This is a genomic window from Halomonas sp. HMF6819 (assembly GCF_044335525.1).
Classification (GTDB): Bacteria; Pseudomonadota; Gammaproteobacteria; order Pseudomonadales; family Halomonadaceae; genus Vreelandella.
The window spans coordinates 771,384-794,435 of the sequence record NZ_JBIQVY010000001.1; the positions used below are offsets into that span (position 1 = coordinate 771,384).

At 60.7% G+C, this 23,052-nt stretch carries 24 protein-coding genes and 3 tRNA genes; 6 read left to right on the top strand and 21 right to left on the bottom strand.

The features are described from left to right. Positions 1–52: 52 nt before the first annotated feature. From mnhG to hemH, 8 genes are all read right to left on the bottom strand, one after another. Positions 53–457: a monovalent cation/H(+) antiporter subunit G gene (mnhG, locus tag ACGLWX_RS03480; RefSeq protein WP_396237370.1), complete on the bottom strand. Its 405-nt coding sequence runs from the start codon at positions 455–457 to the stop codon at positions 53–55. Continuing rightward, complete coding sequence (locus tag ACGLWX_RS03485) at positions 450–719, bottom strand: monovalent cation/H+ antiporter complex subunit F (protein ID WP_396237372.1); 270 nt, start codon at positions 717–719, stop codon at positions 450–452. Before ACGLWX_RS03485 ends, mnhG begins: the two co-directional genes overlap by 8 nt. Continuing rightward, positions 719–1,192 (bottom strand): Na+/H+ antiporter subunit E, encoded by a 474-nt coding sequence (locus ACGLWX_RS03490; RefSeq protein WP_252107250.1) that lies wholly within the window; start codon positions 1,190–1,192, stop codon positions 719–721. Before ACGLWX_RS03490 ends, ACGLWX_RS03485 begins: the two co-directional genes overlap by 1 nt. Beyond that, positions 1,189–2,790: a Na+/H+ antiporter subunit D gene (locus ACGLWX_RS03495; protein WP_396237374.1), complete on the bottom strand. Its 1,602-nt coding sequence runs from the start codon at positions 2,788–2,790 to the stop codon at positions 1,189–1,191. Before ACGLWX_RS03495 ends, ACGLWX_RS03490 begins: the two co-directional genes overlap by 4 nt. After that, positions 2,787–3,134, bottom strand: coding sequence for a Na+/H+ antiporter subunit C (locus tag ACGLWX_RS03500; RefSeq protein ID WP_263584561.1), 348 nt, complete (start codon positions 3,132–3,134; stop codon positions 2,787–2,789). The genes ACGLWX_RS03495 and ACGLWX_RS03500 overlap by 4 nt, the downstream gene beginning before the upstream one ends. A gap of 18 nt (positions 3,135–3,152) precedes the next feature. After that, positions 3,153–3,584 carry a Na+/H+ antiporter subunit B gene (locus tag ACGLWX_RS03505; RefSeq protein ID WP_263584562.1) on the bottom strand — a complete coding sequence of 144 codons (432 nt, stop codon included), beginning with the start codon at positions 3,582–3,584 and terminating at the stop codon, positions 3,153–3,155. Beyond that, positions 3,577–5,913 (bottom strand): putative monovalent cation/H+ antiporter subunit A, encoded by a 2,337-nt coding sequence (locus tag ACGLWX_RS03510; RefSeq protein WP_396237376.1) that lies wholly within the window; start codon positions 5,911–5,913, stop codon positions 3,577–3,579. The genes ACGLWX_RS03505 and ACGLWX_RS03510 overlap by 8 nt, the downstream gene beginning before the upstream one ends. Positions 5,914–6,119: 206 nt before the next feature. Further along, the gene (hemH, locus tag ACGLWX_RS03515) at positions 6,120–7,202 is read right to left on the bottom strand and encodes a ferrochelatase (protein ID WP_396237378.1); all 1,083 of its coding nucleotides are present in this window, start codon (positions 7,200–7,202) and stop codon (positions 6,120–6,122) included. A 103-nt stretch (positions 7,203–7,305) separates the two neighbouring features. Between hemH and ACGLWX_RS03520 the strand changes: the two genes are divergently transcribed. Together ACGLWX_RS03520 and ACGLWX_RS03525 are read left to right on the top strand one after the other, a co-directional pair. Beyond that, a complete protein-coding gene (locus tag ACGLWX_RS03520) occupies positions 7,306–8,877 on the top strand; it encodes a cryptochrome/photolyase family protein (protein ID WP_396237380.1) in 1,572 nt (523 codons plus the stop codon). A gap of 1 nt (position 8,878) precedes the next feature. Next, positions 8,879–9,289, top strand: coding sequence for a thiol-disulfide oxidoreductase DCC family protein (locus ACGLWX_RS03525; protein ID WP_396237382.1), 411 nt, complete (start codon positions 8,879–8,881; stop codon positions 9,287–9,289). Between the two features lie 27 nt (positions 9,290–9,316). Here ACGLWX_RS03525 and ACGLWX_RS03530 read toward each other — a convergent pair whose 3' ends face one another. The 9 genes from ACGLWX_RS03530 to rnr all read right to left on the bottom strand — a co-directional run bounded on the left by ACGLWX_RS03530 (position 9,317) and on the right by rnr (position 17,481). After that, the gene (locus ACGLWX_RS03530; RefSeq protein WP_252107242.1) at positions 9,317–9,619 is read right to left on the bottom strand and encodes a DUF6482 family protein; all 303 of its coding nucleotides are present in this window, start codon (positions 9,617–9,619) and stop codon (positions 9,317–9,319) included. A 181-nt stretch (positions 9,620–9,800) separates the two neighbouring features. Beyond that, a complete protein-coding gene (locus tag ACGLWX_RS03535) occupies positions 9,801–10,097 on the bottom strand; it encodes a hypothetical protein (protein WP_252107667.1) in 297 nt (98 codons plus the stop codon). Positions 10,098–10,248: 151 nt separating this feature from the next. Beyond that, positions 10,249–11,634 (bottom strand): replicative DNA helicase, encoded by a 1,386-nt coding sequence (gene dnaB / locus ACGLWX_RS03540; protein ID WP_252107241.1) that lies wholly within the window; start codon positions 11,632–11,634, stop codon positions 10,249–10,251. 300 nt (positions 11,635–11,934) lie between these two features. Next, a complete protein-coding gene (rplI, locus tag ACGLWX_RS03545; protein WP_252107240.1) occupies positions 11,935–12,381 on the bottom strand; it encodes a 50S ribosomal protein L9 in 447 nt (148 codons plus the stop codon). A 15-nt stretch (positions 12,382–12,396) separates the two neighbouring features. Continuing rightward, positions 12,397–13,248: a hypothetical protein gene (locus tag ACGLWX_RS03550; protein WP_396237384.1), complete on the bottom strand. Its 852-nt coding sequence runs from the start codon at positions 13,246–13,248 to the stop codon at positions 12,397–12,399. Positions 13,249–13,260: 12 nt separating this feature from the next. Further along, complete coding sequence (gene rpsR, locus ACGLWX_RS03555) at positions 13,261–13,488, bottom strand: 30S ribosomal protein S18 (protein ID WP_009097135.1); 228 nt, start codon at positions 13,486–13,488, stop codon at positions 13,261–13,263. A 34-nt stretch (positions 13,489–13,522) separates the two neighbouring features. Then, the gene (gene rpsF, locus ACGLWX_RS03560) at positions 13,523–13,930 is read right to left on the bottom strand and encodes a 30S ribosomal protein S6 (protein ID WP_252107238.1); all 408 of its coding nucleotides are present in this window, start codon (positions 13,928–13,930) and stop codon (positions 13,523–13,525) included. Positions 13,931–14,158: 228 nt separating this feature from the next. Beyond that, positions 14,159–14,974: a 23S rRNA (guanosine(2251)-2'-O)-methyltransferase RlmB gene (gene rlmB / locus ACGLWX_RS03565; protein ID WP_396237386.1), complete on the bottom strand. Its 816-nt coding sequence runs from the start codon at positions 14,972–14,974 to the stop codon at positions 14,159–14,161. Beyond that, complete coding sequence (gene rnr, locus ACGLWX_RS03570) at positions 14,974–17,481, bottom strand: ribonuclease R (RefSeq protein WP_396237388.1); 2,508 nt, start codon at positions 17,479–17,481, stop codon at positions 14,974–14,976. The genes rlmB and rnr overlap by 1 nt, the downstream gene beginning before the upstream one ends. A 257-nt stretch (positions 17,482–17,738) precedes the next feature. On the opposite strand from rnr, the gene ACGLWX_RS03575 reads away from it, so the two are divergent. The 3 genes from ACGLWX_RS03575 to ACGLWX_RS03585 all read left to right on the top strand — a co-directional run bounded on the left by ACGLWX_RS03575 (position 17,739) and on the right by ACGLWX_RS03585 (position 18,083). Beyond that, a tRNA-Leu gene (locus ACGLWX_RS03575) sits at positions 17,739–17,825 on the top strand. Positions 17,826–17,887: 62 nt separating this feature from the next. Next, positions 17,888–17,974: transfer RNA gene (locus ACGLWX_RS03580), tRNA-Leu, on the top strand. A 22-nt stretch (positions 17,975–17,996) separates the two neighbouring features. Next, positions 17,997–18,083: transfer RNA gene (locus ACGLWX_RS03585), tRNA-Leu, on the top strand. Positions 18,084–18,249: 166 nt separating this feature from the next. Here the strand turns inward: ACGLWX_RS03585 and ACGLWX_RS03590 are convergent. Both ACGLWX_RS03590 and ACGLWX_RS03595 read right to left on the bottom strand, forming a co-directional pair. Next, positions 18,250–19,113, bottom strand: coding sequence for a DNA/RNA non-specific endonuclease (locus ACGLWX_RS03590; RefSeq protein ID WP_396237390.1), 864 nt, complete (start codon positions 19,111–19,113; stop codon positions 18,250–18,252). A 77-nt stretch (positions 19,114–19,190) separates the two neighbouring features. Continuing rightward, on the bottom strand, positions 19,191–19,466 hold the full coding sequence (locus ACGLWX_RS03595; protein ID WP_252107234.1) for an Lrp/AsnC family transcriptional regulator: 276 nt from the start codon (positions 19,464–19,466) through the stop codon (positions 19,191–19,193). A 274-nt stretch (positions 19,467–19,740) separates the two neighbouring features. Between ACGLWX_RS03595 and ACGLWX_RS03600 the strand changes: the two genes are divergently transcribed. Further along, on the top strand, positions 19,741–20,055 hold the full coding sequence (locus ACGLWX_RS03600) for a high-potential iron-sulfur protein (RefSeq protein ID WP_252107233.1): 315 nt from the start codon (positions 19,741–19,743) through the stop codon (positions 20,053–20,055). 85 nt (positions 20,056–20,140) lie between these two features. Here the strand turns inward: ACGLWX_RS03600 and ACGLWX_RS03605 are convergent, their stop codons facing one another. Together ACGLWX_RS03605 and ACGLWX_RS03610 are read right to left on the bottom strand one after the other, a co-directional pair. Continuing rightward, the gene (locus tag ACGLWX_RS03605) at positions 20,141–21,718 is read right to left on the bottom strand and encodes a SpoVR family protein (RefSeq protein ID WP_396237392.1); all 1,578 of its coding nucleotides are present in this window, start codon (positions 21,716–21,718) and stop codon (positions 20,141–20,143) included. 28 nt (positions 21,719–21,746) lie between these two features. Continuing rightward, a complete protein-coding gene (locus ACGLWX_RS03610) occupies positions 21,747–23,036 on the bottom strand; it encodes a YeaH/YhbH family protein (RefSeq protein ID WP_396237394.1) in 1,290 nt (429 codons plus the stop codon). Between the last annotated feature and the right edge of the window lie 16 nt (positions 23,037–23,052).

A 23,052-nucleotide genomic window follows, 5' to 3' on the forward strand; every position in this document is an offset into this window, starting at 1 on the left:
GTTTTAAAAACGTTAATAAACGAGTGGTACAATTTTTGACGAGTGGTTTGGACTACTCTAAATCCACATCTTTTACGGGGCGCCGGGCATTCTCTTCGGTCTCAAGGCCGCTTTTGAGCTCGTGAGTAAGCGGGTCGTAGTTGGGCTTTAATTCGTCCTTGACCGTACCGCTCCAGAGTTTCGAACCCACGAAGTACCCTGCCCGCCCAATGACATGAGCCGCGACCGGCGCGGTCATGAGAATGAACAGGATGATGGCGAAAGAGCGGGCCACCACGCCAACTTCAGCAAAGTGCATGGCCGAGGCCAGCATGATCAGTATGACGCCGAGCGCGGCGGCCTTGGTGGTGGCGTGCATGCGCGTTAGCAAATCCGGCAGGCGCAAAAGGCCAATGGCGGCCAGCAAGATGAACAGCGAGCCGCTGAGCAGCAGCGCCCCCTTGACGAACTCAATCATCCCGCGGCCCTCCTCGTTCCAAAAACCGGGCAAAGCCGATCGCGGCCAAAAACCCCATTAGCGCGATGACGATGGCAGCATCCAGAAAGCTTGCGACACCGGACTGCACGGCGTATACCCCGACGAGCCCGACGACGGTGGTCGAGAAAAGCTCCAGCGCCACCACCCGGTCGGGAAGGCTTGGCCCTCTTACTACCCGCACGAACGTCAGCACCAGCGCTAGGCCCATGATGATCTGACAAATTAAAATGACGGTGTCCATTAGCGAAACAGCTCCAGTGCGCGATGCTCCATTTCCTTGAGGTTGCGCCGCAGCTCGTCCTCGTCGTCCAGGAACATGGCGTGAATGTAGAGCACCCGGCGATCGTCAGAAACGTCCAGACTCAGCGTCCCCGGCGTCAGTGAGATCAGATTGGCCACCAGAGTGATCTCCATTTCGGTACGCGCCGACAGCGGCATGGCGATGACGCCGGGCTTCATGTGCCAGGGTGGCGTCAGGATATCGAAAGCAACGCGAAGGTTTGCTTGAACCAGTTCCTTGATAAAAAAGCCAAGAAAGCGAAGGATACGCGGAATGCGTGCCGGGTAGCCCTTGAGCGCGTCCACCTGATGCTCGATCAGCACCAGCGCGATATAGCCAAAGATCATTCCTACCAGCAGGTTCAGCCCGGTAAAATCGCCGCTCAGCAGCACCCAGGCAAGGCCCAGCAGCAGGTTCCAGATAGCACCGGTCATGGCAGCTCCTCCCCGGGAGCGTCGGAAGGCTCGGCGTCAAGTTCCAGCGGCTCCACGATACTTGCCTCGGCGCCGTCAGGGCTTCCCAGCACCGCCTCCACGTAGCCCGCCGGGTTGAAAAGCTGCTCGCCAATCAGCGTCATGACGCGCATGATCGGCTCGGCGAACACGCCAATCAAAAGGCTCACCGCGGCCAGCACCACCACGGGCAGGTACATCAGCCAAAGGCCAGGCTTTAACAGGCGCCCGTCATCGCCTACCGGCGTGGGCGCTTCGGGCACCCGGTTGTCCTCGGGCAGTGCCTTCCAGAACACCTCGTTCCAGATTTTCACCATCGAGTAGAGCGTCAACAGCCCAACGGCCAGCGCAATGCTCGTCGCCACATAGGCCTCAGCCTCGAAGCCCGCGCGAATGAGCACGAACTTGGCGAAAAACCCGGATAGCGGCGGCACCCCGGCCAGCGAAAACGCCGAGACGAAAAACGCGATGGCAAGCCCCGGCGACTGGCGGTAAAGCCCCCCCATCTTTTTGAGCTGGTAGGTGCCCTGCAGCCGGTGGGTAATGCCGCTGATCAAAAAGAGGTTCGTCTTCACCACGATGTTGTGCACGATCGCCAATACCCCACCGGCAATCGCCAGGGGCGTGAAGATCGCAAGGCCCAAGAGCATGTAGCCGATCTGGCTAACGATATGAAACGACAAAATCCGGCGAAACTCGTACTGCGCCGCCGCGCCCAGCACTCCGGTCACCATGGTAAACACCGCACCCCACAACAGGATGTCCTGAAGATACCCCATGGTTTGATCGAAAATCAGCGTGAACACGCGAAACAGCGAATACACCCCCACCTTGGTCAGCAGTCCGGCAAACAGCGCCGACACCGCGACCGGCGGCGTGTGATAGGAGGCCGGTAGCCAGAAAAAGAGTGGAAACGCAGCGGCCTTGATGCCGAAGGCGACCATGAACATCACCGCCAGCACCTCGACCATGCCGGTGTGCTCCATCTGCTCCATGCGCACGGCGATATCCGCCATGTTGAGCGTGCCGACGCTACCGTATAAAAGCCCGATCGCGGTGAGGAAAATCACCGACGCCAGCAGGTTGAGGGTGACGTACTTGATCGCCCCTTCCATCTGCGCGCGCTCGCCACCCAAAATCAACAGCGCAAAAGAGGCCACCAGCATGACCTCGAACCAGACATACAGGTTGAAGATGTCGCCGGTGAGAAACGCCCCGGCCACCCCCGCCAACAGCAGGTGCATGAGCGGGTAGTAGCCGAACTTCTCATGACCGTGACCGGTGGCGGCAAGCGAATAGATGCCCATCGCCAGGCCGATGAGGCCGGTCATTAGAATCATGACCGCGCTCAGCGTATCCGCGATCAGGGTGATGCCAAACGGCGCCGGCCAGCTGCCCATCTGAATGGTGACGTAGCCGTCTTCGAGTACCGAAACGAACAGCCAAACGCTGACCAGCAAAAGCGCGGCGTTACCCGCCACGGCGAGAAAGCGCTGCATCGGCCGCGAGCGCCAGAACAGCAGCGAAAGCGCCCCGGAGAGCAGCGGCAGCAGAACGGGCAGAGCGACTTCGGGCCTCACGTGTCGGTATCCTTCATCTTGTCCAGATCGTCTGCCTTGACGATTTCATAGGCGCGGCGAATCAGCACCACGGCGAAGGCCAATACGCCAAACGCGATGACAATAGCGGTCAGCACCACGGCCTGGGGTAGCGGGTCGGCCACCTCGCCAAGCGGCTGGGACATGCCTTCGGGAATCAGCGGCGGCGCGCCACGGGTCATCCCGGCGGCGGTGAAGATCAACAGATTCGCGGCGTTGGAGAGCAGCAGCAAACCGATGACGAGCTTGACGATCGAGCGTCGTAGCATCATGAAAATGGCGGTGGCGTACAAAAGCCCGATCGCCAGGGCCATTATCGGCTCCATGGGAAACCTCCGTGCAAGTTAGGGTTCATCCTTGTCCACCTCCATCAGCGCCATGACCATGCCGATCACCGAGCCCAGCACCGCCAGATACACGCCGATATCGAAGATCAAGGGGGTCGACGCCTTGAACTCGATCACCGGAATGGTCCACCACTGGGCGGTCAAAAAGGGCTGATCCATGAACCAGGCGGGCACCACCGAGATCATGCCGAGCAGAAGGCCAATGCCGATGAGATCCCGCGGGTCGAGCATGCGCAGCACCTCCCGCGTGGCACTGACCCCGAAAGCGAACAAATAAAGCGTGAAGCCCCCTGCCGCCACCAGCCCGGCGATGAAGCCGCCACCCGGTTCGTCGTGGCCGCGCAGCAGTAAAAACACCGAGAACATCAGCTGCAACGGCATCAAAAAGCGCGCCGCGGTATTAAGGATAATCGTGCCGGATTTAACCATCGTAAGGCTCCCTGGGCGCTTTCTTGCGCTTTGCACTGGGGGCGCCGTGGTTGAACTTGAGCATGGCGATCACGCCGATCGCGGCCAGCGCCAGTACGAACATTTCGCCTAGCGTATCCAGCGCCCGGTAATCGACCAAAATGACGTTGACAATGTTGCGACCAAACGCCAGCGGCGCGCTGTTTTCCACCATATAAGTGGAGATCGGTTCGAACTGGTCGATACTCCAGGCGGTCATCACCAGCCAAAAGATCAAAACGCCCATGGCTGCGGCGACGGCGCCGTCGCGAAAGCGCTCGAGGCTAGTGGAAAGATTGGAAAAGCGCGGCAGCCGAAACAGCACCAAAACGAGCAGGATGACCGTCAGCGTTTCGACTAGCAGCTGAGTGATGCCCAGATCCGGCGCGCTAAAGAGAATGAAGATCAGCGCGATCGAAAACCCCATCACGCCCACCGACACCACCGCCCCCAGCCGCGAGCGCGAGATAGTGGCGAACAGCGCCCCCATCGCCATGGTGCTGACCACGATGACCTCGTGAAAGCGCGCATCGAGCTCGAAGCGCAGCACCGGCGCGTGGCGCACCAAAAGCGAATACCCCACGAGCGCGATGAGCACCACCAGCATCACGAGGATGTAGTTGCGCATGTAGCCGTTTTGCAAAAGCCGGGTCTGCCACTGTGAGACATGCACGATGGCATTCAAGGCCCCCTCGTATCCTGCTTCCGGGCCGCGGCGCTGAATTGGCGCCAGCACCGAAAGCCGGCCACGCACGCTGTCCCAGCGTTTGAAGAGTAAAAACCCGAGCGCCAGGCTTACGATCGACAAAATCAGCGCGGCGTTGACGCCGTACCAGAGCGACAGCGACACCTCGAGCGTCTGGCCCACGATGGCGCTGGCCGCCGCGGTCAGCAGCGCGTCGATACCAAAAAACGCCGGCGCCAAACCAAAAAACAGCGAACCGGACGCCAGCAGCCCAGGGCCGATAAGCATACTAAACGGCGCCTCGTGAGGCGTGAGAGGCGTTTGCCGGACCTTGCCGAAAAAGGGTCGTATGGCCACGATCGCCGCCACCGCAATCGTCAGAATGGCCGAGGCGAAAGCGAGCCCTAACAGCACCGCCTGAAAACCCTCGGCGCCGAGCACCGCCTCGAGCATCAGTTCCTTGCCAATGAAGCCAAACAGCGGCGGCACGCCGGAAAGCGATAGCGCCGTGACGAAAGCGATGACCGCGGTGACCGGCATGACCCGGCGCAGCCCGCCCATTTCGGTTACGTCCTGGGTGCCGGTCTCGTGATCGAGAATGCCCGCCACCATGAACAGCGCCCCCTTGTAGAGCGAGTGGGCCAGCATAAAGGTAACGAAGGCGGTCATGGCGTAGTCGCTGCCAATGCCCAGCAGCATGGTCAGCGTGCCCAACGCCATGATGGTGGAGTACGCCAGAAGCTTTTTGATATTGGTGTGATGAATGGCCAGAAAGGCGCCGGTGAACATGGTGAGCGCGCCCACCAGCGACAGTGTCCAGACCCAGAGCTCGGTGCCGCCCAGCTCCGGCTGCAGCCGCGCCATTAAATAGATGCCCGCCTTGACCATGGTAGCGGAGTGCAGGTAGGCCGACACCGGCGACGGCGCGGCCATGGCGTTGGGAAGCCAGAAGTGAAACGGAAACTGCGCCGATTTGGTAAAGGCGCCGAGCAGCAGGCAAACGACCATCGGCGTATAGAGCGGATGCTGGCGAAGGTCCTCGCCCCCGGCCAGCACCTCGGAAAACGACCAGCTACCGCTTGCGATACCCAGCAGCACCAGCCCCCCCATCAACGCAAGCCCCCCGGCCACGGTGACGAACAGCCCTTGGCGGGCGGAGTTGCGCGCTTTCAGATCGGTATGGTTGAAGCCGATGAGCAGATACGAGGTAACGCTGGTGAGCTCCCAAAACACGAACAGCGTCAAAAGCCCATCCGCCATGACCAGCCCCAGCATCGACATCATGAAACCGAGCATGGCGACGTGAAAACGGGCGATATCCGGGCTGCCTCTCAAGTAGCCCCCGGCATAGACCAGCACACAGGTACCGATGAGGGTGATCAACAGGCCAAAGAGCAGCGACAGCCCATCGATCATAAAGGTAAGACTAATTCCGAGGGAGGGAACCCAAGCCCACTCCAGCAGCAAGGGCTCGCCGGCTACCACGCTACCGGCCTGACTCAAAAGCCAGGCGGCGATGGCGGCGGGAAACAGCGCCAGTATGAAACTCGCCTGCTCGCCGAACCAGCGATTGATCAACGGCGCCGAGGCTGCCAGTAGAAAACCCAACAGGATGGCGAGCTGCATCTGACACGATCTCCCTGAGTGATGACCGCCCAAGTAATGGGCTCGACGCGGCGACACATCCATGTCGGCTGCGTTGAATAACTGTGATTGAGTATCTGTCACCTTATAGCAGCTGCGGCACCGTTTCCACATAGCCCGCCCTTGAGCGGGTTCGCCACTTTATTTAGCCTGCTATTTTAGCGATTGAAATCATTCACATTATTTCGTCACTCGCGCGTTGAAAGCCAGCCCCCCAGCTCGTTTTGGATGATCTCGACCAGCGCCTCTACGTGATCGTCGCGGTCGTTCAAACAAGGGATATAGCTAAAGGTTTCGCCGCCGGCGTGGAGAAAGCTCTCGCGAATCTCCTCCTGAATTTCCTCCAGCGTTTCGACGCAGTCCGCCGAGAACGCAGGCGAAAGCACGGCGATATGCGAGTGCCCCTGCCGGGCAAGCTCGGCCACGTGGTCGACGGTCGCCGGCCCCACCCACTTCTCCGGGCCGAACTGGGATTGAAAGGCGGTATCGATATCGCTTGCGTCGAACCCCAGGGTTTCGCGCAGGAGCCGCGTGGTTTTCTGACAGTGGCAGTGGTAAGGGTCGCCTTCGAGCAGATAGCGCTCAGGCACGCCGTGATAGCTTGCGACCAGCTTGCTGGGGCGCGTCGCAAACCCTGAGTAGGCCTCCTCGACGGAGTTGGCCAGTGCCCTCAAGTAGCTTGGGTGGTCGAAATAGGCCGGCACGGTACGAAGCGCCGGCTGCCACTTCATCTTCATCAGGCTGCGAAACGCCTGGTCGTTGGCGGTCGCCGTGGTGGGCGAGCCGTACTGCGGGTAGAGCGGAAAAAAGACGATCCGCTCGCAGCCCTTTTGCTGCATACGCTCGAGCACGCTGGATGTGGAAGGGTTGCCGTAGCGCATGCAGTAGTCCACTTCGACGTCGTCGCCGAACAGCGCTTTCAGGCGCGCCGTAATTTTCTCGGTCTGAGCGCGCGTAATGGTGCGAAGCGGGCTTTCGTCGCGCTCGGTGTTCCATATGCTTCTGTACGCTTTACCCGACGAGAACGGCCGCTTGGTCAAGATGATGGTTTGCAGCAGCGGCTGCCACTTCCAGTCGGCGTAATCCACCACCCGCTTGTCCGAGAGAAACTCGTTGAGATAGCGCCGCATGGACCAGTAGTCGGTATTGTCCGGCGTGCCCAGGTTGGCCAGCACCACGCCGACCCGTTTGCGGGCCACCGGCGGGTGCGAGGCCGGCGCGTGGGTCAAGCGCCCTTCGCCGGGTGCGTCTTTCGAAACGGTGTCGCTCATGGCCATCTCCTGCAGATTGAGTCGCCAAAGCTTATCACTTTTCAGCAAAGTGGCGGCATGAAGTTATACTATGAACACTATTCGTATAACTATGGATCAACTTATGTCCAAGCCGCTGCTGCTGGTCTTTGGCGACCAGCTGTCGCTATCGCTTCCGCTGCTGCAAAACACCCCGGAAAACGCCGTAGTGGCGCTTTGCGAGGTGAAGGAAGAAGCGCGCTACGTCCCCCACCATATCCACAAGATCGGCCTGTTTTTATCGGCAATGCGCCACTTCGCAAAAGCGCTCGAGGAGAAAGGGTTTCACGTGGCCTACAGCCGTCTCGACGACGAGCAGAATACCCACTCGCTGCTCGATGAAGCCGAGCGGCTGGCGCGCGCTCACGGCTGCGACGAAATCCACGCCACCCGCCCCGGCGAGTGGCGCCTGTGGGAGGCGATGCAGGATCGCCAAAGCGCGAAGCTTCCCTGGCTGCTCGGTGAGGACACGCGCTTTTTTACCACCCCGGACGAGTTCGCCGAGTGGATCAGAGGGCGCAAGCAGCCGCGCATGGAGTACTTCTACCGCGAGCAGCGAAAGCGCACCGGTCTTTTGATGGAAGACGGCGAGCCCGCCGGCGGCCAGTGGAATTTCGATCACGACAACCGCGAGCCGTTGAAAGGCCAGAAAAGCTTTCCCACCCTGCCCCAGCACGGTCAGGATGCGATCACCAAAGAGGCACTGGCCGATGCCGCGCGCCATTTCAGCGATCACATGGGCAGCATCGATAACTTCAACCTGCCGGTCACGCGCCGCCAGGCGCTGGCGGATCTCAAGCACTTCATCGACGAGGCGCTGCCGGATTTTGGCCGCTATCAGGACGCGATCAGCGACAGCGACCCGCTTCTCTACCACTCACGGCTCTCGGCGGCGATGAACATCGGCCTGCTGTCGCCTTTAGAGGTGTGTAAGGCCGCCGAAAAAAGCTATGCCGAAGGCAACGCGCCGATCAACGCCGTGGAGGGGTTCATCCGTCAGATACTGGGCTGGCGGGAGTACGTGCGCGGACTCTACTGGACGCAGATGCCAGACTATAAGCGCGAGAATCGACTCAACTTTCGCCGCGAACTGCCGGATTTATACTGGGACGCGCAGACGGACATGCGCTGCATGAACCGCGCAATTCAGATGACCATCGACAACGCCTACGCCCACCACATCCAGCGGCTGATGGTCACGGGCAATTTCGCGCTTTTATGTGGGGTCAAACCGGAGGCGCTTTGCGACTGGTACCTGGCCGTTTACGCCGACGCCAGCGAATGGGTCGAGCTTCCCAACACGCTCGGTATGGTGCTGCACGCCGACGGCGGCCTGATGGGCTCCAAGCCCTACTGCGCCTCGGGCAAGTACATCGATCGCATGTCGGATCACTGCGCCAACTGTCGCTACTCGCCCAAGCAGATGACCGGTACCCACGCCTGCCCGTTCAACAGCCTCTACTGGCATTTTCTCGAGCAAAACGAGAAGCGTCTGAGTCAGAACCCGCGCATGAAGCTGATTTACGGCTCCCTCAATAAAATGGGCGACGAAAAGCGCGACGCCATTCGCCAGCAGGCCGAAAGCTTTCTGCGCAAGCTCTCGACCAGCCAGGGCTATGGCCAGAAACACCACACCCAAGGATACAAGAGCCATTAACGTGAACAGCCAACGCTTTAAAAGCCTTAACGCCCGCGCGCCGGTGACGCTCTACTACGACGGCCACTGCCCGTTTTGTCTGAAAGAGGTCGCTTGGCTGGAAAAGCATCCGCGCCGCCAGCGCATCGAACTGGTGGATATTCAGGCCAGCACGTTCGACGCCGCCACCGTGGGGTGCAATTTCGATGACCTGATGGGCAAACTGCACGTCAAGGATCGAAACGAGCAGTGTTATATCGGCATGGAAGCCAGCCGGGCCCTGTATGCGGTGCTGGGCTACCGGCGGATGGTAGGGATGTCCTGCTTACCGGGCCTGCGCGGGGTGATGGATGCAGGCTACCGTTTGTTTGCCCGCTACCGCGTACGGCTGGGGCGGTGGGTGGAAAAGCGCCAAACGAGACACTCTCGGTGAGAAACCACTTGAGGCTCTAACGCCGCGTTAGAAAACGAGCGGCATGCGCGAGGCCAAGGGCTCGCTGTAGTGCGCGGCGCGGCCGATCATCTCGTCGTGGGGTACGTGCTGCACCAGATACGCGCGGTGAATGTCAGCCCGCTTGAGCTCGAGATAGACGTCGTCCAGCGAGCGAAACAGCATCGGCTTACCGCGCTGGGTCAACATGTGTCGGCTACCCTCGACATCCTCGAGCTCGACTTGGTAAAAGCGGCTGCCCGAGTGGGTAATTACCCGTATCTCGAAATTGCTGGAGCCTTCAACAAAGGTTTTCAGTTCGTTCAAATCCATGAATCTCTCCTGTTATTAGTGGTCATAAGGCACAGCCTGACGCCTCCCCATGACAGTTTTATTACCCTATCAGGGTAACAGTAGCGCAAATTTCGCCGCTTCACTAAGGCGCCCAAGCGCCAACGTAACAAAAGAGTTTTTTATCAGAGACCTGGCTCACCAAAAGCCCTTTTTGGCCTGCCTACTGATACTGGGAAGGATCGATGGCCTTGCCCAGAGAGTTACGGTCTATCCAGTTGCCGCCCTTGGTTTCTTTGTATCGAAACACGACCTTGTCGCCGATTTCTACGGGCAGCTCGCCGTCTTCGGTCTGGTAGCTAAAAGCTTCGCCGTTGACCACCAAGTGGTAGCGGTAAAGATCCGGCATGCCCAGCCACTCCTTGAACGGCCCTTCGCGCTCCAGCGACTCGAGTTCACCCCGGCCTTCGAGCTTGGGAAGACGCTTTTTGTTGCCTCGCTTAAAACCACCACCAGCCATGCGCTGCTCCTGTCGATTGAACGTTTGATCGAACGTGGTCACTCCGAGATCAATGAATGCACTCGGTCGTGCCGCCCACGCTGATATCACCCTACACATCGGTTTTCACGTTGAAGGGCGGCATTATACGGGCTGCGCCCCGTGGCTCAAGTCATTCGCCGAAGGCTTGGCCGTAGCTGTCCGGGGCCAGATCCTCGAAGCGGGTGTATTTGCCGATGAACGCCATATGAACCGTGCCGATCGGCCCGTTACGCTGTTTGCCGATGATCAGTTCGGCGAGCCCCTGGTTATCCGGGTTATCCGGGTTGTAAACCTCATCGCGGTAGACGAAGGCGATGACGTCGGCGTCCTGCTCGATGGCGCCGGATTCACGCAGATCCGACATGACCGGGCGCTTGTTGGGGCGCTGCTCCAGCGAGCGGTTGAGCTGGGAAAGCGCCACTACCGGGCAGCCGAACTCTTTCGCCAGCCCCTTGAGTGAGCGTGAAATCTCCGAGATCTCGCCGGTACGGTTTTCCGAAAAGCCGGGGATCTGCATCAGCTGAAGGTAGTCGATCATGATCAGCGCCATGTTGCCGTGTTCGCGCACGACGCGGCGGATCCGCGAGCGCATCTCGTTGGGCGAAAGCGCGGCAGTGTCATCGATGAACAGCTGCTTGTCCTTGAGAAGGTTCACCGCCGAGGTCAGCCGCGGCCAGTCCTCGTCCTCGAGCTGCCCCGAGCGCACGCGGGTCTGATCGATGCGTCCAAGCGACGAGAGCATCCTGAGCATCAGGGACTCTGCGGGCATCTCCATGGAAAATACCATCACCGGCTTGTCGCTCGAGATCACAGCGTGCTCAACCAGGTTCATGGCGAAGGTGGTCTTACCCATCGACGGGCGCCCGGCGATGATCACCAGATCCGAGGGCTGCCAGCCCGAGGTCATCTCGTCGAGATCGCGAAACCCGGAGGAGAGCCCGGTCATCTCGCCTTTCATGTTGAAAAGCTCGTCGATACGATCGACGGCCTTGGTGAGGAGCTCGCTCATGCCGATCGGCCCGCCGGTTTTGGGGCGCTCCTCGGCAATCTGAAACACCAGCCGCTCGGCTTCGTTCAACAGCTCGTCCGCGGGCCGGCCCTGAGGCGAGAAAGCACCGTCGGCGATCTGGTTGGCCGCGCGAATCAGCTTTCGAAGCGTGGCCCGCTCGCGCACGATATCGGCGTAGGCGCGAATATTGCTCGCCGACGGCGTGTTGCGCGCAAGCTCGGCCAAAAACCCGAGCCCGCCGACGCTATCGAGCTGGTCGCGCGCCTCCAGCGCCTCGGACAGCGTGATCACGTCCAGCGGCTGGCCAGACTCGGCCAGGTGGATCATGACGTTGAACACCAGCCGGTGCTCGTAGCGGTAGAAATCGTCCGCGGCCAGGCGCTCGGCGACGTTGTCCCAGGCCTGATTGTCGAGCATCAGCCCGCCAAGCACCGACTGCTCGGCCTCGAGCGAGTGCGGCGGAAGCTTCAGCGCCGCCGTTTCCTGATCCGCAGGGGACTCATCCATCCCGGGCTCCTTTCGATAGCGTCTTACGCGGGCAATAGCATCTTACGCGGCAATAGTACTGTGCGGGGTCACTGACAAGCGGCCCCATGTTACTCATGAGCCCGCCGGGCGCCTAGCACCCGGCGGTGGCGAAAACGATTTTGCAAGGCAGGGCCTTGCAAAATCGACTCCTTGCGCCCCTAAAGCAGTATAAAAACGAGGCAAAAACACGAGTCTAAAAAACGAGTTATAAAAACAAAGGGCGCGGGATAACCCGCGCCCTTTTCGGCGTCACCGGAGGTGGCAAAGCATCCGTTGGGATTACTCTGCAACCACCACTACGCGTACGGTTGCATCCACTTCGGCATGCAGGTGCAGGGCAATGTCGTATTCGCCGGTTTGACGAATCGGGCCCTCGGGCATGCGAACTTCGCTCTTGGCGACATCGATGCCGGCAGAGGAGATCGCATCGGCCAGATCGCGCGGACCGATCGAGCCAAACAGCTTGCCTTCGTCACCCGCTTTGGAGACCAGCGACAGTTCGATGTCGTTGAGCTGCTCAGCGCGCGCTTCGGCTTCTGATTTACGCTCGGCGGCTTGAGCTTCGAGCTCGGCACGCTGCGCTTCGAACGCTTCAACGTTCTCTTTGGTCGCCGGTACGGCCAGGCCGTACGGTACCAGGTAGTTACGACCGTAACCGGGCTTTACAGTGACCTTGTCACCCAGGCCGCCCAGCTTACCAATCTTGTCGAGCAGAATGACTTCCATCTCGTAAACCTCTAGTCAATTGCTGCGGGTAAGGCGTGCGCGAACGTTCGCGAAAGTATCAATCAGCCCCAACAGCAGCACAATGAGAATCGTGGGCAAGGTTGTGATCAGCAGTACATAAAATACCGCTAGCCACAGCCCGTTCATCCCCTTTAGTCCAATAAATCCGTGCACTAACGCAATGCCGGCCACTAACAGCGGCACCCAGCCAACGATCAGGAGCGCCTCGCCTCCGAGCACCAGCGCCACAACGCCAAGAATCGCCAATAGCGCGAACTCTTTAGGGCTCAAGCGCAGCGCGTGAAACTCTTCACGAAAGCCGCCCGGGTTATAAAGCCCGGCCTGCCAGCTGCGCCCCAGGGCCAGACAGGCGATCGATGCCAACAGCACGATCAACCCGGTGACCCCACCGACCACCAGCGCGGCGAGCGCTTGGGTGTCGTAGCCCTGGCGGGCGAACTCGGTGAGCATGTTGTCCACCTCTGCCGAGCTCTGCCTGAGCTGCTCGAGCATCAGCTCCGACCCACCGGGCAGGCTGAAGATACCGAGCTGGATCATGAAGGCCGACGCCAGCGTGCCGACGATCAGCGCTTCGCTCCAACGCATCCGCTCGCGCAGGATGACGGCCATCAGCGTCACCAGCAGCACACTGGCCAGCGGAATCACGTCGCCCTGCATCCACCAAAAACCGGCGGGGATGGCGGCGGCGAGAATCACCGGCAGCGCCGGGGCAAACCCGCGACGCAGCGTCACCAGAGCGGCAATGGCGGCTCCCAACCAAAAAAGCCAGGGCACCAGCGTTGCAAGCGACGCCACGCCAACGGCGTAGGGCGTTTTTCGCATCAGCCATCGTGCTAGTGCCAGCATCACATCAAGCGCTTACTGGTGGCTATCGGAATAGGGCAGTAGTGCCAGGTAGCGCGAACGCTTGATCGCGGTCGCCAGCTGGCGCTGGTAGCGTGCTTTGGTACCGGTGATACGGCTTGGAACGATCTTGCCGGTTTCGGTGATGTAAGCCTTCAGCGTGTCCAGATCCTTGTAGTCGATCTGCTTGACGCCTTCAGCGGTGAAGCGGCAAAACTTACGGCGACGGAAAAAACGTGCCATGGAGTAGCTCCTTTAAAACGTGCGGTGAATAAACTTAGGCAGTTTCTTCGGTTTCTGCTTCGGAGTCGGCATCAGCATCAGAGTCGTTGCGCGGCTTGTCTTCGCGACGCGGACGCTTCTCTTCTGCCGGCTTCATCATCGGCGAGGCTTCGGTGACCGCTTCCTTGCAGCGGACCACGAGGCTACGGATGATGGCATCGTTGAAACGGAAGATGTTTTCGATCTCTTCCAGCGTTTCACCGGTGCACTCGACGTTCATCAGCACGTAGTGAGCCTTGTGGATCTTGTTGATCGGGTAAGCCAGGTGACGACGGCCCCAATCTTCAAGGCGATGCACGGTGCCCGAATTTTCGGTCACGATGCTGGTGTAGCGCTCGACCATAGCCGGCACTTGCTCGCTCTGATCCGGGTGGACCATAAACACGATTTCATAATGACGCATGGAATCTCCTTGCGGTTTGACAGCTTCCGGTGCGCACCAATAAGGCTTGGCAGGGAAGCAAGGAGTTAACTGAATGCCCTACGCAAACGCGCTTTTAGCATCGTGGAGACCACGATGAAGCGTCGTTTAATCGCCTTGGCATCAAGCAGAACTTTCATGGTGTGAGGGAAAAACCCTCAAGGCGCCCGCAACGAATAAACGGGCGAGCGCATTTTAGAAGCGTTGGGGTCAACTTGCAAGCTGGCGCTGGCGAACCGCCTCGAACAGGCAGATCCCCGCGGCAACCGAGACGTTCAAACTCGACACCTGGCCGGCCATGGGCAATTTCGCCAGATGATCGCAGCCCTCGCGAGTCAGCCGGCGCATGCCCTTGCCCTCGGCGCCCATGACCAGCGCCGTGGGACCCTTGAAGTCGAGCTCATAAAGCGAGGCGTCGGCCTCTCCGGCGGTGCCGGTGATCCAGACGTTGTACTCCTTGAGCTTTTCAAGCGTGCGGGCGAGATTGGTGACCTGGTAGACCGGCACGACCTCCGCCGCGCCGCAGGCGACCTTGCGCACCGTGGCGTTAAGCGGCGCAGCGTTGTCCTTCGCCACGATCACGCCGTGAGCCCCGGCGGCATCGGCGCTACGCAGGCACGCGCCGAAGTTGTGCACGTCGGTGACGCCGTCGAGCACCAGCAAAAGCGGCGGCGCATCGGCCTGCCAGGCACGCAGCTTGAGCCACAGCGACTCCTCCCCTTCCGCCGTCAGCGGCGCGCAAAACGCGACCACGCCCTGGTGGGCGGCGCCGGCGGTGAGCTGGTCGAGAAGCTCTCGCGGCTGCTCCTTGAGCCGAGCGCCCTGAGTACGGGCGCGCTCGATCAAAAGATTCAAGCGCTTTCCCGCGCCTTGCTGAATCCAAAGCTCGCGCGGGGCCTCGCCCCGCTCCAGCAGACTTTCAAGGGCGTGAACGCCGTAGACCTGGTCGAGGCCTTCCGGCACCGGTACCGGCGCCGCCCCTTTTGAGCCACCACGCGTACCGCGCCTGGACGATGACTTCATCATTATCCCTTATTTAGCGGTGGTTTTTTGGGGGCGCGGCGACTGCGCTGCGGGCCGCTTTTGGTCGCTGTAGCCTCGCCCGTCGATTCAGGCTTTGAATCAGCCTTACCTGCGGGGGCTTGCGAGCGCTCACTTTCTTTGGCTTCAACCCTGGGCTCGGCCTTGCCTTCCGAGGCCTTGCCACCGCCACGTTTGGATGGCGAACGGCGCGGCTTCTCGGAAGCATCACCGCCTCCGGGGCGCTTGCGCGGCTGGCGGCGCGGGCGCGGCTTTTCGTCGCCGAGCGCGAAATCAATCTTGCGATCGTCCATGTCGACCCGCGCGACCTGTACTGTCAGGCCATCGCCCAGGCGATAGGTGGCACCGGTGCGCTCGCCCTTCAAGCGATGCTTCTCGGCTTCGTAGTGATAGTAGTCCGAGGGCAGCGAGGTCACGTGCACGAGACCTTCGACGAAGAAGGTGTCCAGGCGCACGAACAGCCCGAACTGGGTCACCGAGGCGATGGTGCCGTCAAAGGTTTCGCCAAGCTTGTCGGACATGAACTCGCATTTGAGCCAGCTTTCGACGTCGCGAGTCGCTTCATCCGCGCGGCGCTCGGTCATAGAGCAGTGCTCACCAAGCTCAAGCATCTGCTCGAAGGTGTAGGGGCACCACTTGCTCGGCGGCTCGACCGGGCCGCCTTCGACGCGCACCACGGTGCTGGTCTGGCGGGGTCCGCGAATCACCGAGCGAATCGCGCGGTGCACCAGCAAATCGGGGTAGCGACGAATCGGCGAAGTGAAGTGGGCGTAGGCCTGGTAGGCCAAACCGAAGTGACCTTCGTTTTGCGGCGAATAAACCGCCTGATTCATCGAGCGCAGCATGACCGTTTGAATAATGTCCGCATCCGGTCGGTCGCTGATCGCTTCTCTGAGCGCCTGATAGTCCTGGGGCGTGGGCTCGTCGCCGCCGCCAACGGAAAGGCCCAGCTCGCTCAAGAACAGACGCAGCTTGTCCAGACGCTCCGGGGTCGGGCGCTCGTGGATGCGGTAAAGCGCCGGCAGGTCGTGTTTGTCCAGAAAGCGTGCGGTCGCCACGTTTGCGGCGAGCATGCACTCTTCGATCATCTTGTGCGCATCGTTACGACTTCTGGGCACGATCTCCTGAATCTTGCGCTCTTCATTGAACACGATCGCGGTTTCGGTGGTATCGAAGTCGATCGCCCCGCGCTCTTCGCGCGCCTCGCGCAGAAGCTTGTAAAGCGCGTGCAGCCCCTCGATCGGCTTGACGAGGTCCTTGTGCTCTTCGCGAAGCTTTTGTCCCTGCTCGCTCTCCGGCTCCAGCATCGCTGCAACCTTGTTGTAGGTCAGCCGCGCGTGGGAGTTCATCACCGCTTCGTAGAACGAGTAGCGGCTGATCGCGCCGGTTTTGGAGATATTCATCTCGCACACCATCACGAGACGATCTACGTGCGGGTTCAGCGAGCAGAGCCCGTTGGAGAGCAGCTCCGGCAGCATGGGCACGACCTGGCCGGGGAAATAGACCGAGTTTCCGCGGGTACGCGCCTCGTCGTCCAGCGCGGTGCCCGGACGCACGTAGTGGGATACGTCGGCGATCGCAACGATCAGCTTCCAGCTGCCGGATTTGGTCTTCCAGGCGTACACCGCGTCGTCGAAATCCTTGGCCGACTCATCGTCGATGGTGACCAGGGGCAAATCGCGTAGATCCACCCGGTGCTTCTTGTCCTCTTCCAGGACCTCGGCGGAAATGCCGCTGGTCTGATCGAGCACTTCCGGCGGAAACTCCGCGGGGATCTCGTAGCTTCGAATCGCGATGTCGATTTCCATGCCCGGGTCCATGCGCTCGCCCAGCACCTCAATCACCTCGCCCATCGGCTGCACGCGGGTCGCGGGCTGCTGAGTGATGCGGGCCGAGATTACCTGGCCATCCTTCGCGCCTTCGCTGGCGGTATGGGGAATCAACACTTCCTGGGTGATCCGCGGGTTTTCCGGAATCAAAATGCCGAACTCCGGCGTATTGCTGCGATACACGCCCACCAGGGTTTGGGTGTTGCGCCCGATCACCTCGGCGATGGTGCCTTCGTCGCGCCCGCGCCGGTCGCGCCCGCTGACGCGCACCAATACGTGGTCGCCGTGGAAGACGCGACGCATCTGACGCGCGGGCAGCACGATATCCGGCTTTTTGCCGTCGTCGCGCAGCACGAAGCCGAAGCCGTCGCGGTGGCCCTGCACCTTGCCTTTGATCAGATCGAGCTTGTCGATCAGCGCATAGGCGCCGCGGCGGTCGCGCAGCACCTGGCCGTCGCGCTCCATCGCCGCCATGCGCCGGCGCACGGCTTCGAGGTGGTCTTCGTCTTCGATGCCCAGCATCCGGCTCATGTTTTCATGAGTGATCGGCTTGCCGTAGCTTTCGAGCGCGGCCAGCAGATACTCACGGCTGGGCGCGGGGTTGTCGTATTTGTGTGCCTCACGCTCAGCGTGCGGGTCATCACTTAACGTCCAGTACTTCATGCGTTCGTCGTCCCTGATGGCGTGTGCGAAAGGCAAGGAAAAAAGGCCGTGCAAAAGCACGCCTTGGATAGAGAGGCAGGCGCTTTGAATAGGCAAAACGCGCCGAAAATAGTCATGGTGTCTTTGGTCATCGGTGCAGTATAGCGCCGCCGCTTCAATCACCCAACCGTCGGCGCGCCCATTCGATCGATTTTTGATTCAAAAATCCGCCTGAACACTTGCATTTAGGCTTGGGCCTGGTATTATACGCGCCACTTGCCCAGATGGCGGAATTGGTAGACGCGCTAGCTTCAGGTGCTAGTGTCCGTATGGACGTGGAGGTTCAAGTCCTCTTCTGGGCACCAATCGATACCGTGTTATCCCCTTTTCACGAGATCGAGCGGTGTAAAACAAGTGGTTCGTATTCGCCCGGGTGGCGGAATTGGTAGACGCGCTAGCTTCAGGTGCTAGTGACTGTATGGTCGTGGAGGTTCAAGTCCTCTCCCGGGCACCAATCGAATACGAGCACATGATGCGCCCAGGTGGCGGAATTGGTAGACGCGCTAGCTTCAGGTGCTAGTGTCCGTATGGACGTGGAGGTTCAAGTCCTCTCCTGGGCACCATCGAGGTGTCGTCCGCATCATTATCAGGCCTTCCCGCTTTTTTAATTCCTCGTATTTTTTTAATAAGCCTCTGCAATGTTCCGATTATCGCGCGCTACTTAAGCCGTGCTCGAACCGACGCCGTCTTCCAGCGCCCGTCGATTCCCCTCTATTATCTGTTATGCCCTTACTGAAACCGCCCCGGCCGTTTCGAGACTTCCTCGAGCGCCCAGCCTTGGGTGTTGACCTCTCCTTCCAGTACCGATTCAACCGCTGGCGATAGCCGCGGGAAGAAATTAAGCCCGGTGCGCGCCTCTACGTCGTCGATGGTGACCAGGTAGTCCGCGAGCGGCTCGTTGCCGCGCACGTCCTGGGGCATGATGAAGGCCAGCGCCAGCGGGGCGTCGGCGTGGGGGGCGACGATGATCTTGTAAAACGCCTCGGGCACTTCGACCAAGCCCACACGGTTCAGGACGTTATCGGTAAAGCGCTTAGGGAAGATCGGGCCGGTAATGACCTGTAACACGTCAAAGCGCGGCGCGAAGTGATCCATTACCGACTCCTCCAGGCGCTGCCAAAGCTGGCGGTTCAGATTTGGCTTCTGGGGGCTCATGTTGCTCATCAGGAAGGTATCGAGCTGGGCGCTTCGGCCGTGAACCGCGGCGATTGCGTAGTTGGGCGCCATGTGGCCGCGATCATAGCCGCTGCCGGAGTAGCTGTCGGTACCGACCGGCCAGAGCGTTCGCCAGTCCGGTCGAAAGCCCGGCCGCGAACCGATACGGGTATCATCGGCAACTGCGGTGACCTGGTAACTGACCCAGAGCGGGTTGACGCGCACGTCCGACCAGCCAACGACGAAGCCGTCGTTTCGCAGTACGCGATGAAAGCTGGTGAAGCCGAGCTCGTTCCAGGTCGGCGCGCCCATCCAGACGACGTTTTGCAGCGCGTGGCGCTCCTGGTACTCCCAAAGCCCGCCCCCCACCACCACGAACAGCAGCGCAATGCCAAAGCGCCGCCCCTGACGGCGCCAGCGCGCAAGCGATTTTCCCAACGACTCTCTCCCCCACGCTCCCTTGTCGTCGCTGCTCGCGCGACACTTATCGTTCTTCGGTTATCTACCCGGCGCGGCTACCAGCCCAGGGAAAACATGGTTTCCAGATCGTGGCGCGAGTGAACCTGCATGGCGTTCAACGTTTCGGTGTCGCTGATACCCTCTACAGCGTTCAAGCGCTCGGTGACGAGCTCGGCAAGGCTTTCGAAGTCCCGGGTGCGGGCGATGGCGACCAGATCGTAGCGCCCGCAGGTCGAGTACACCTCGCTGATGCCCTCGACCTCCGCCAACCGCTCGGCCACGCCTTTTACCTGGCCCTTTTCGGTATTAATCAAAATGACAGCGTTTTGCATGGCGCCCTCGTTGGTCAACGTAATGAAAGTCTGCGTATTCAGGCCTGCGAGTATACCAGCCCCGCTCGGCGGGCCAAACGCTGCGATTGACGCGGTCTATTGCCGCGCATCCCAGAACCCATTAGAGACGCCTGCCCGCATGGGTTAAGATGCGTCATCGGTGAATGTTTTATCATGAGGCGATACCCAGAGCGCTATAGCGCCTCGCCCGCGACCTACCCGTGACAGCTCGCCCCGGATGACGGGCTCTTCGTTAGCAAGATCAGGAGATACCATGGCCGATCAAAGCCGCCGTACGTTCATGCGCAACAGTGTACTGGGTCTGGCTGCCCTGCCGCTGGGCGCCGGCGTTTTATCGAAAACCGCGTTCGCCCAGTCGCTGCCCCGGCTCGACCCGAGCGCCCCCGCCGCCCAGGCGCTCAACTACGTGGAAGAGGCGCAAAGCGCCAGCGACCACCCCGCCTTCAGCGAAGGCGAGCTCTGCTCCAACTGCATGTTCTTCACCGAGTCCAACGAAGGCTGCCAGCTCTTCCCGGAAAACAGCGTCGCTCCAAACGGCTGGTGCCAGTCCTGGACCTCGAAAGGGTAATCGCAAAAGTTCAAACCAGACGCTTTTAAACAGAGACCCCGCCACTTGTTGGCGGGGTCTCTGTTTGAGCCGGGTTCAAAACGCACTACGCGCCTTCGCCATCGCCCTCCTCTACCGGCCAGCGGTAGCGGTGCGTGACGCGCCCTTCGTCCATCGACACCAGATGCACCGGAAAGCCCCACAGCTTTTGCAGGTGGCGCATGACCGGGTAGACGCTGCGCTCCAGCGGCCGGCGGCTCTCCTGCACGTGATGCAGCGTCAACGATCGGTCGCCGCGAATGGCCGCCTCGAACACCTGGATGTTGGGCTCGCGAAGCGACAGCGCGTACTGGGCGGAGAGCGCGTTGCGCACCCGGCTGTAGCCCTGCTCGTTGTGAATCGCGCCCACGGCGAGCGTATCGCTTTGATCGTCGTCCACCATCACAAAAAGCTTGAGATCGCGAATCACCTTCGGCGAGAGAAACTGCTGGATGAACGACTCATCCTTGAAGTTGCGCATGGCGAACTCCAGCGTCTCCCGCCAGGGCGAGCCCGCGATATCCGGAAACCAGGCGCGGTCCTCTTCTGTGGGCGCGGTGCAGATGCGCTCGATATCACGAAAGATCGCAAAGCCCAGCGCGTAGGGGTTGATCCCGCTGTAGTAGGGGCTGTCAAACTCCGGCTGATTGATGACCGCCGCGTGGGACTGCAAAAACTCGAGCATCAGGCCTTCGTCCACGTGGCCATCGTCATAGAGCCGGTTCATCAGAGTGTAGTGCCAGAAGCAGGCCCAGCCCTCGTTCATCACCTGGGTCTGGCGCTGCGGGTAGAAATACTGGGCGAGCTTGCGCACAATGCGCACGATTTCGCGCTGCCAGGGCGCGAGCAGCGGCGCGTTTTTCTCGATGAAGTAGAGCAGGTTCTCCTGAGACTCCGACGGGTAGCGCCCGCCCTCGTGCAGACCCAGCGGGTCGTTCTCGTCATGAAGCCCGCCCGGCAGCGTCTCGCTCTTCTCGAGGGGTTTAGGGATGGTGCGCCAAAGCATGTTGACTTGGGTTTGCAGGTAGGCCTCACGCTCCTGCTGGCGGGCGGCTTCCTGGGCAGCGGAGATTTTCGAGGGCCGCTTGTAGCGGTCCACGCCGTAGTTTTGCAGCGCGTGGCAGGCGTCGAGCAGTTGCTCGACGGCGTGAGTACCGTGGCGCTCCTCACACCGGGCAATGTACTTTCGCGCAAACACCAGGTAGTCGACGATGGAGTCGGCCTCGGTCCAGGTACGAAACAGGTAGTTGCCCTTGAAAAAGGAGTTGTGGCCGTAGCAGGCGTGGGCCATGACCAGTACCTGCATCATCAGCGTGTTCTCTTCCATCAGGTACGCGATGCAGGGGTCGGAGTTGATCACGAGCTCATAAGCCAGCCCCATCTGGCCGCGCTTGTAGGCCTGTTGCACGGCGAGAAACTGCTTGCCGAAGGACCAGTGGTGATAGCCCACAGGCATGCCGACGCTGGCGTAGGCATCCATCATCTGCTCGGTAGTGATCACCTCGATCTGATTGGGGTAGGTATCGAGCCGATACTCGTCGGCGAGTGCTGCCAGCACCTCGTCGAAGCGCTCGAGAATGTCGAAATTCCAGTCAGAGCCCGTGGCGATGGGGCCAGACGCGGGTGCATCGGAAGAGACTCGCATCGCGTACTCCTCGAAAAACAGGATCGGATCAGGGCGACGTGGTCAGCCGGCGTTTGAACAGCTCGCGAAAGACCGGGTAGATATCGCCGGCTTCGAAAATCTGGCGCATCGCGAAACGCTCGCTGAACCGCTTGGCCACGGTTTCGTACTCGTGCCAGAGCGACTGGTGCTCGTGCGGGGTGATCTCCACGTAGGCGAAGTATTGAAGGTTCGGCATTAGCTCCTTGATCAACAGATCGCGGCAGATCGAGGAGTCGTCATCCCAGTTGTCGCCGTCGGAAGCCTGAGCGACGTAAAGATTCCATTGGCTTGCCGGGTAGCGCTTCTCGACGATGCCGTGAACGAGCTTCAAGGCGCTCGAGACGATCGTGCCGCCGGTTTCCCGGGAGTAGAAAAACTCCTCCTCGCTGACCTCGCGGGCGGCGGTGTGGTGGCGCACGAAAACGAGCTCCACTTTCTCGTAGTGCTTCTCCAAAAACAGGTACAGCAGCAAGAAAAAGCGCTTGGCGATATCCTTGTGGTTCTGGGTCATCGAGCCGGAGACGTCCATGACGCAGAAAATCACCGCCTGGCTTGAGGGCTGGGGCTCCGGGGCGAGCTGGTGATAGCGAAGGTCCACGGTATCGATGAACGGCACCGACGCGATGCGCTTTTCGAGCCGCTTGATCTCGGCCTCAAGCTCAGCGATGCGCGCCGGGTTTCTCAGGATCGAATCCTTGCCGAGTTCCTCGGCCAGCGCCAGCTGCGCCTCCATCAGCGCGCGCTTGATCGGCGCGCGCATGGCAATGCGCCGGGCGTAGGCCTCGCGCATCGAGCGGGTCACGCTCATGCGCGAAGGCACGCCGTCGCGGGCAAGCCCGGCGCGCACCATCTTGATCTCCTCCATGGTCTTGAGCGGCTTGCGCTGCAGGTGGGGAAGCTCAAGCCCATCGAACACGAACTCAAGAAACTCCTCGCGGCTTAGGGTAAAGGCGAACTCGTCATCGCCCTGGCCCTGATTGCTCGCTTTACCTTCGCCGGCCCCACCGCCCCCGCCGCCGCTTGGCGGACGGCGGATCCGGTCACCTTCGAGAAACTCCTTGTTGCCGGGCGAGACGATACTTCGCTTGCCGCCCGGGCCGTGCTGAAAAACCGGCTCGGAAATATCGCGGGTCGGGATGGAAACGCTTTCGCCGCGCTGCATGTCGGTGATTGAGCGGCGGTTGACCGCCTCCTCCACCGAGCGCTTGATGTGGTGACGATAGCGCTCGAGAAAGCGCTGCCGGTTGACCGCGCTTTTGTGCTTCGCATTGGGCCTACGATCGATGAAGTAGGTCATACGACCTCCTTGAACC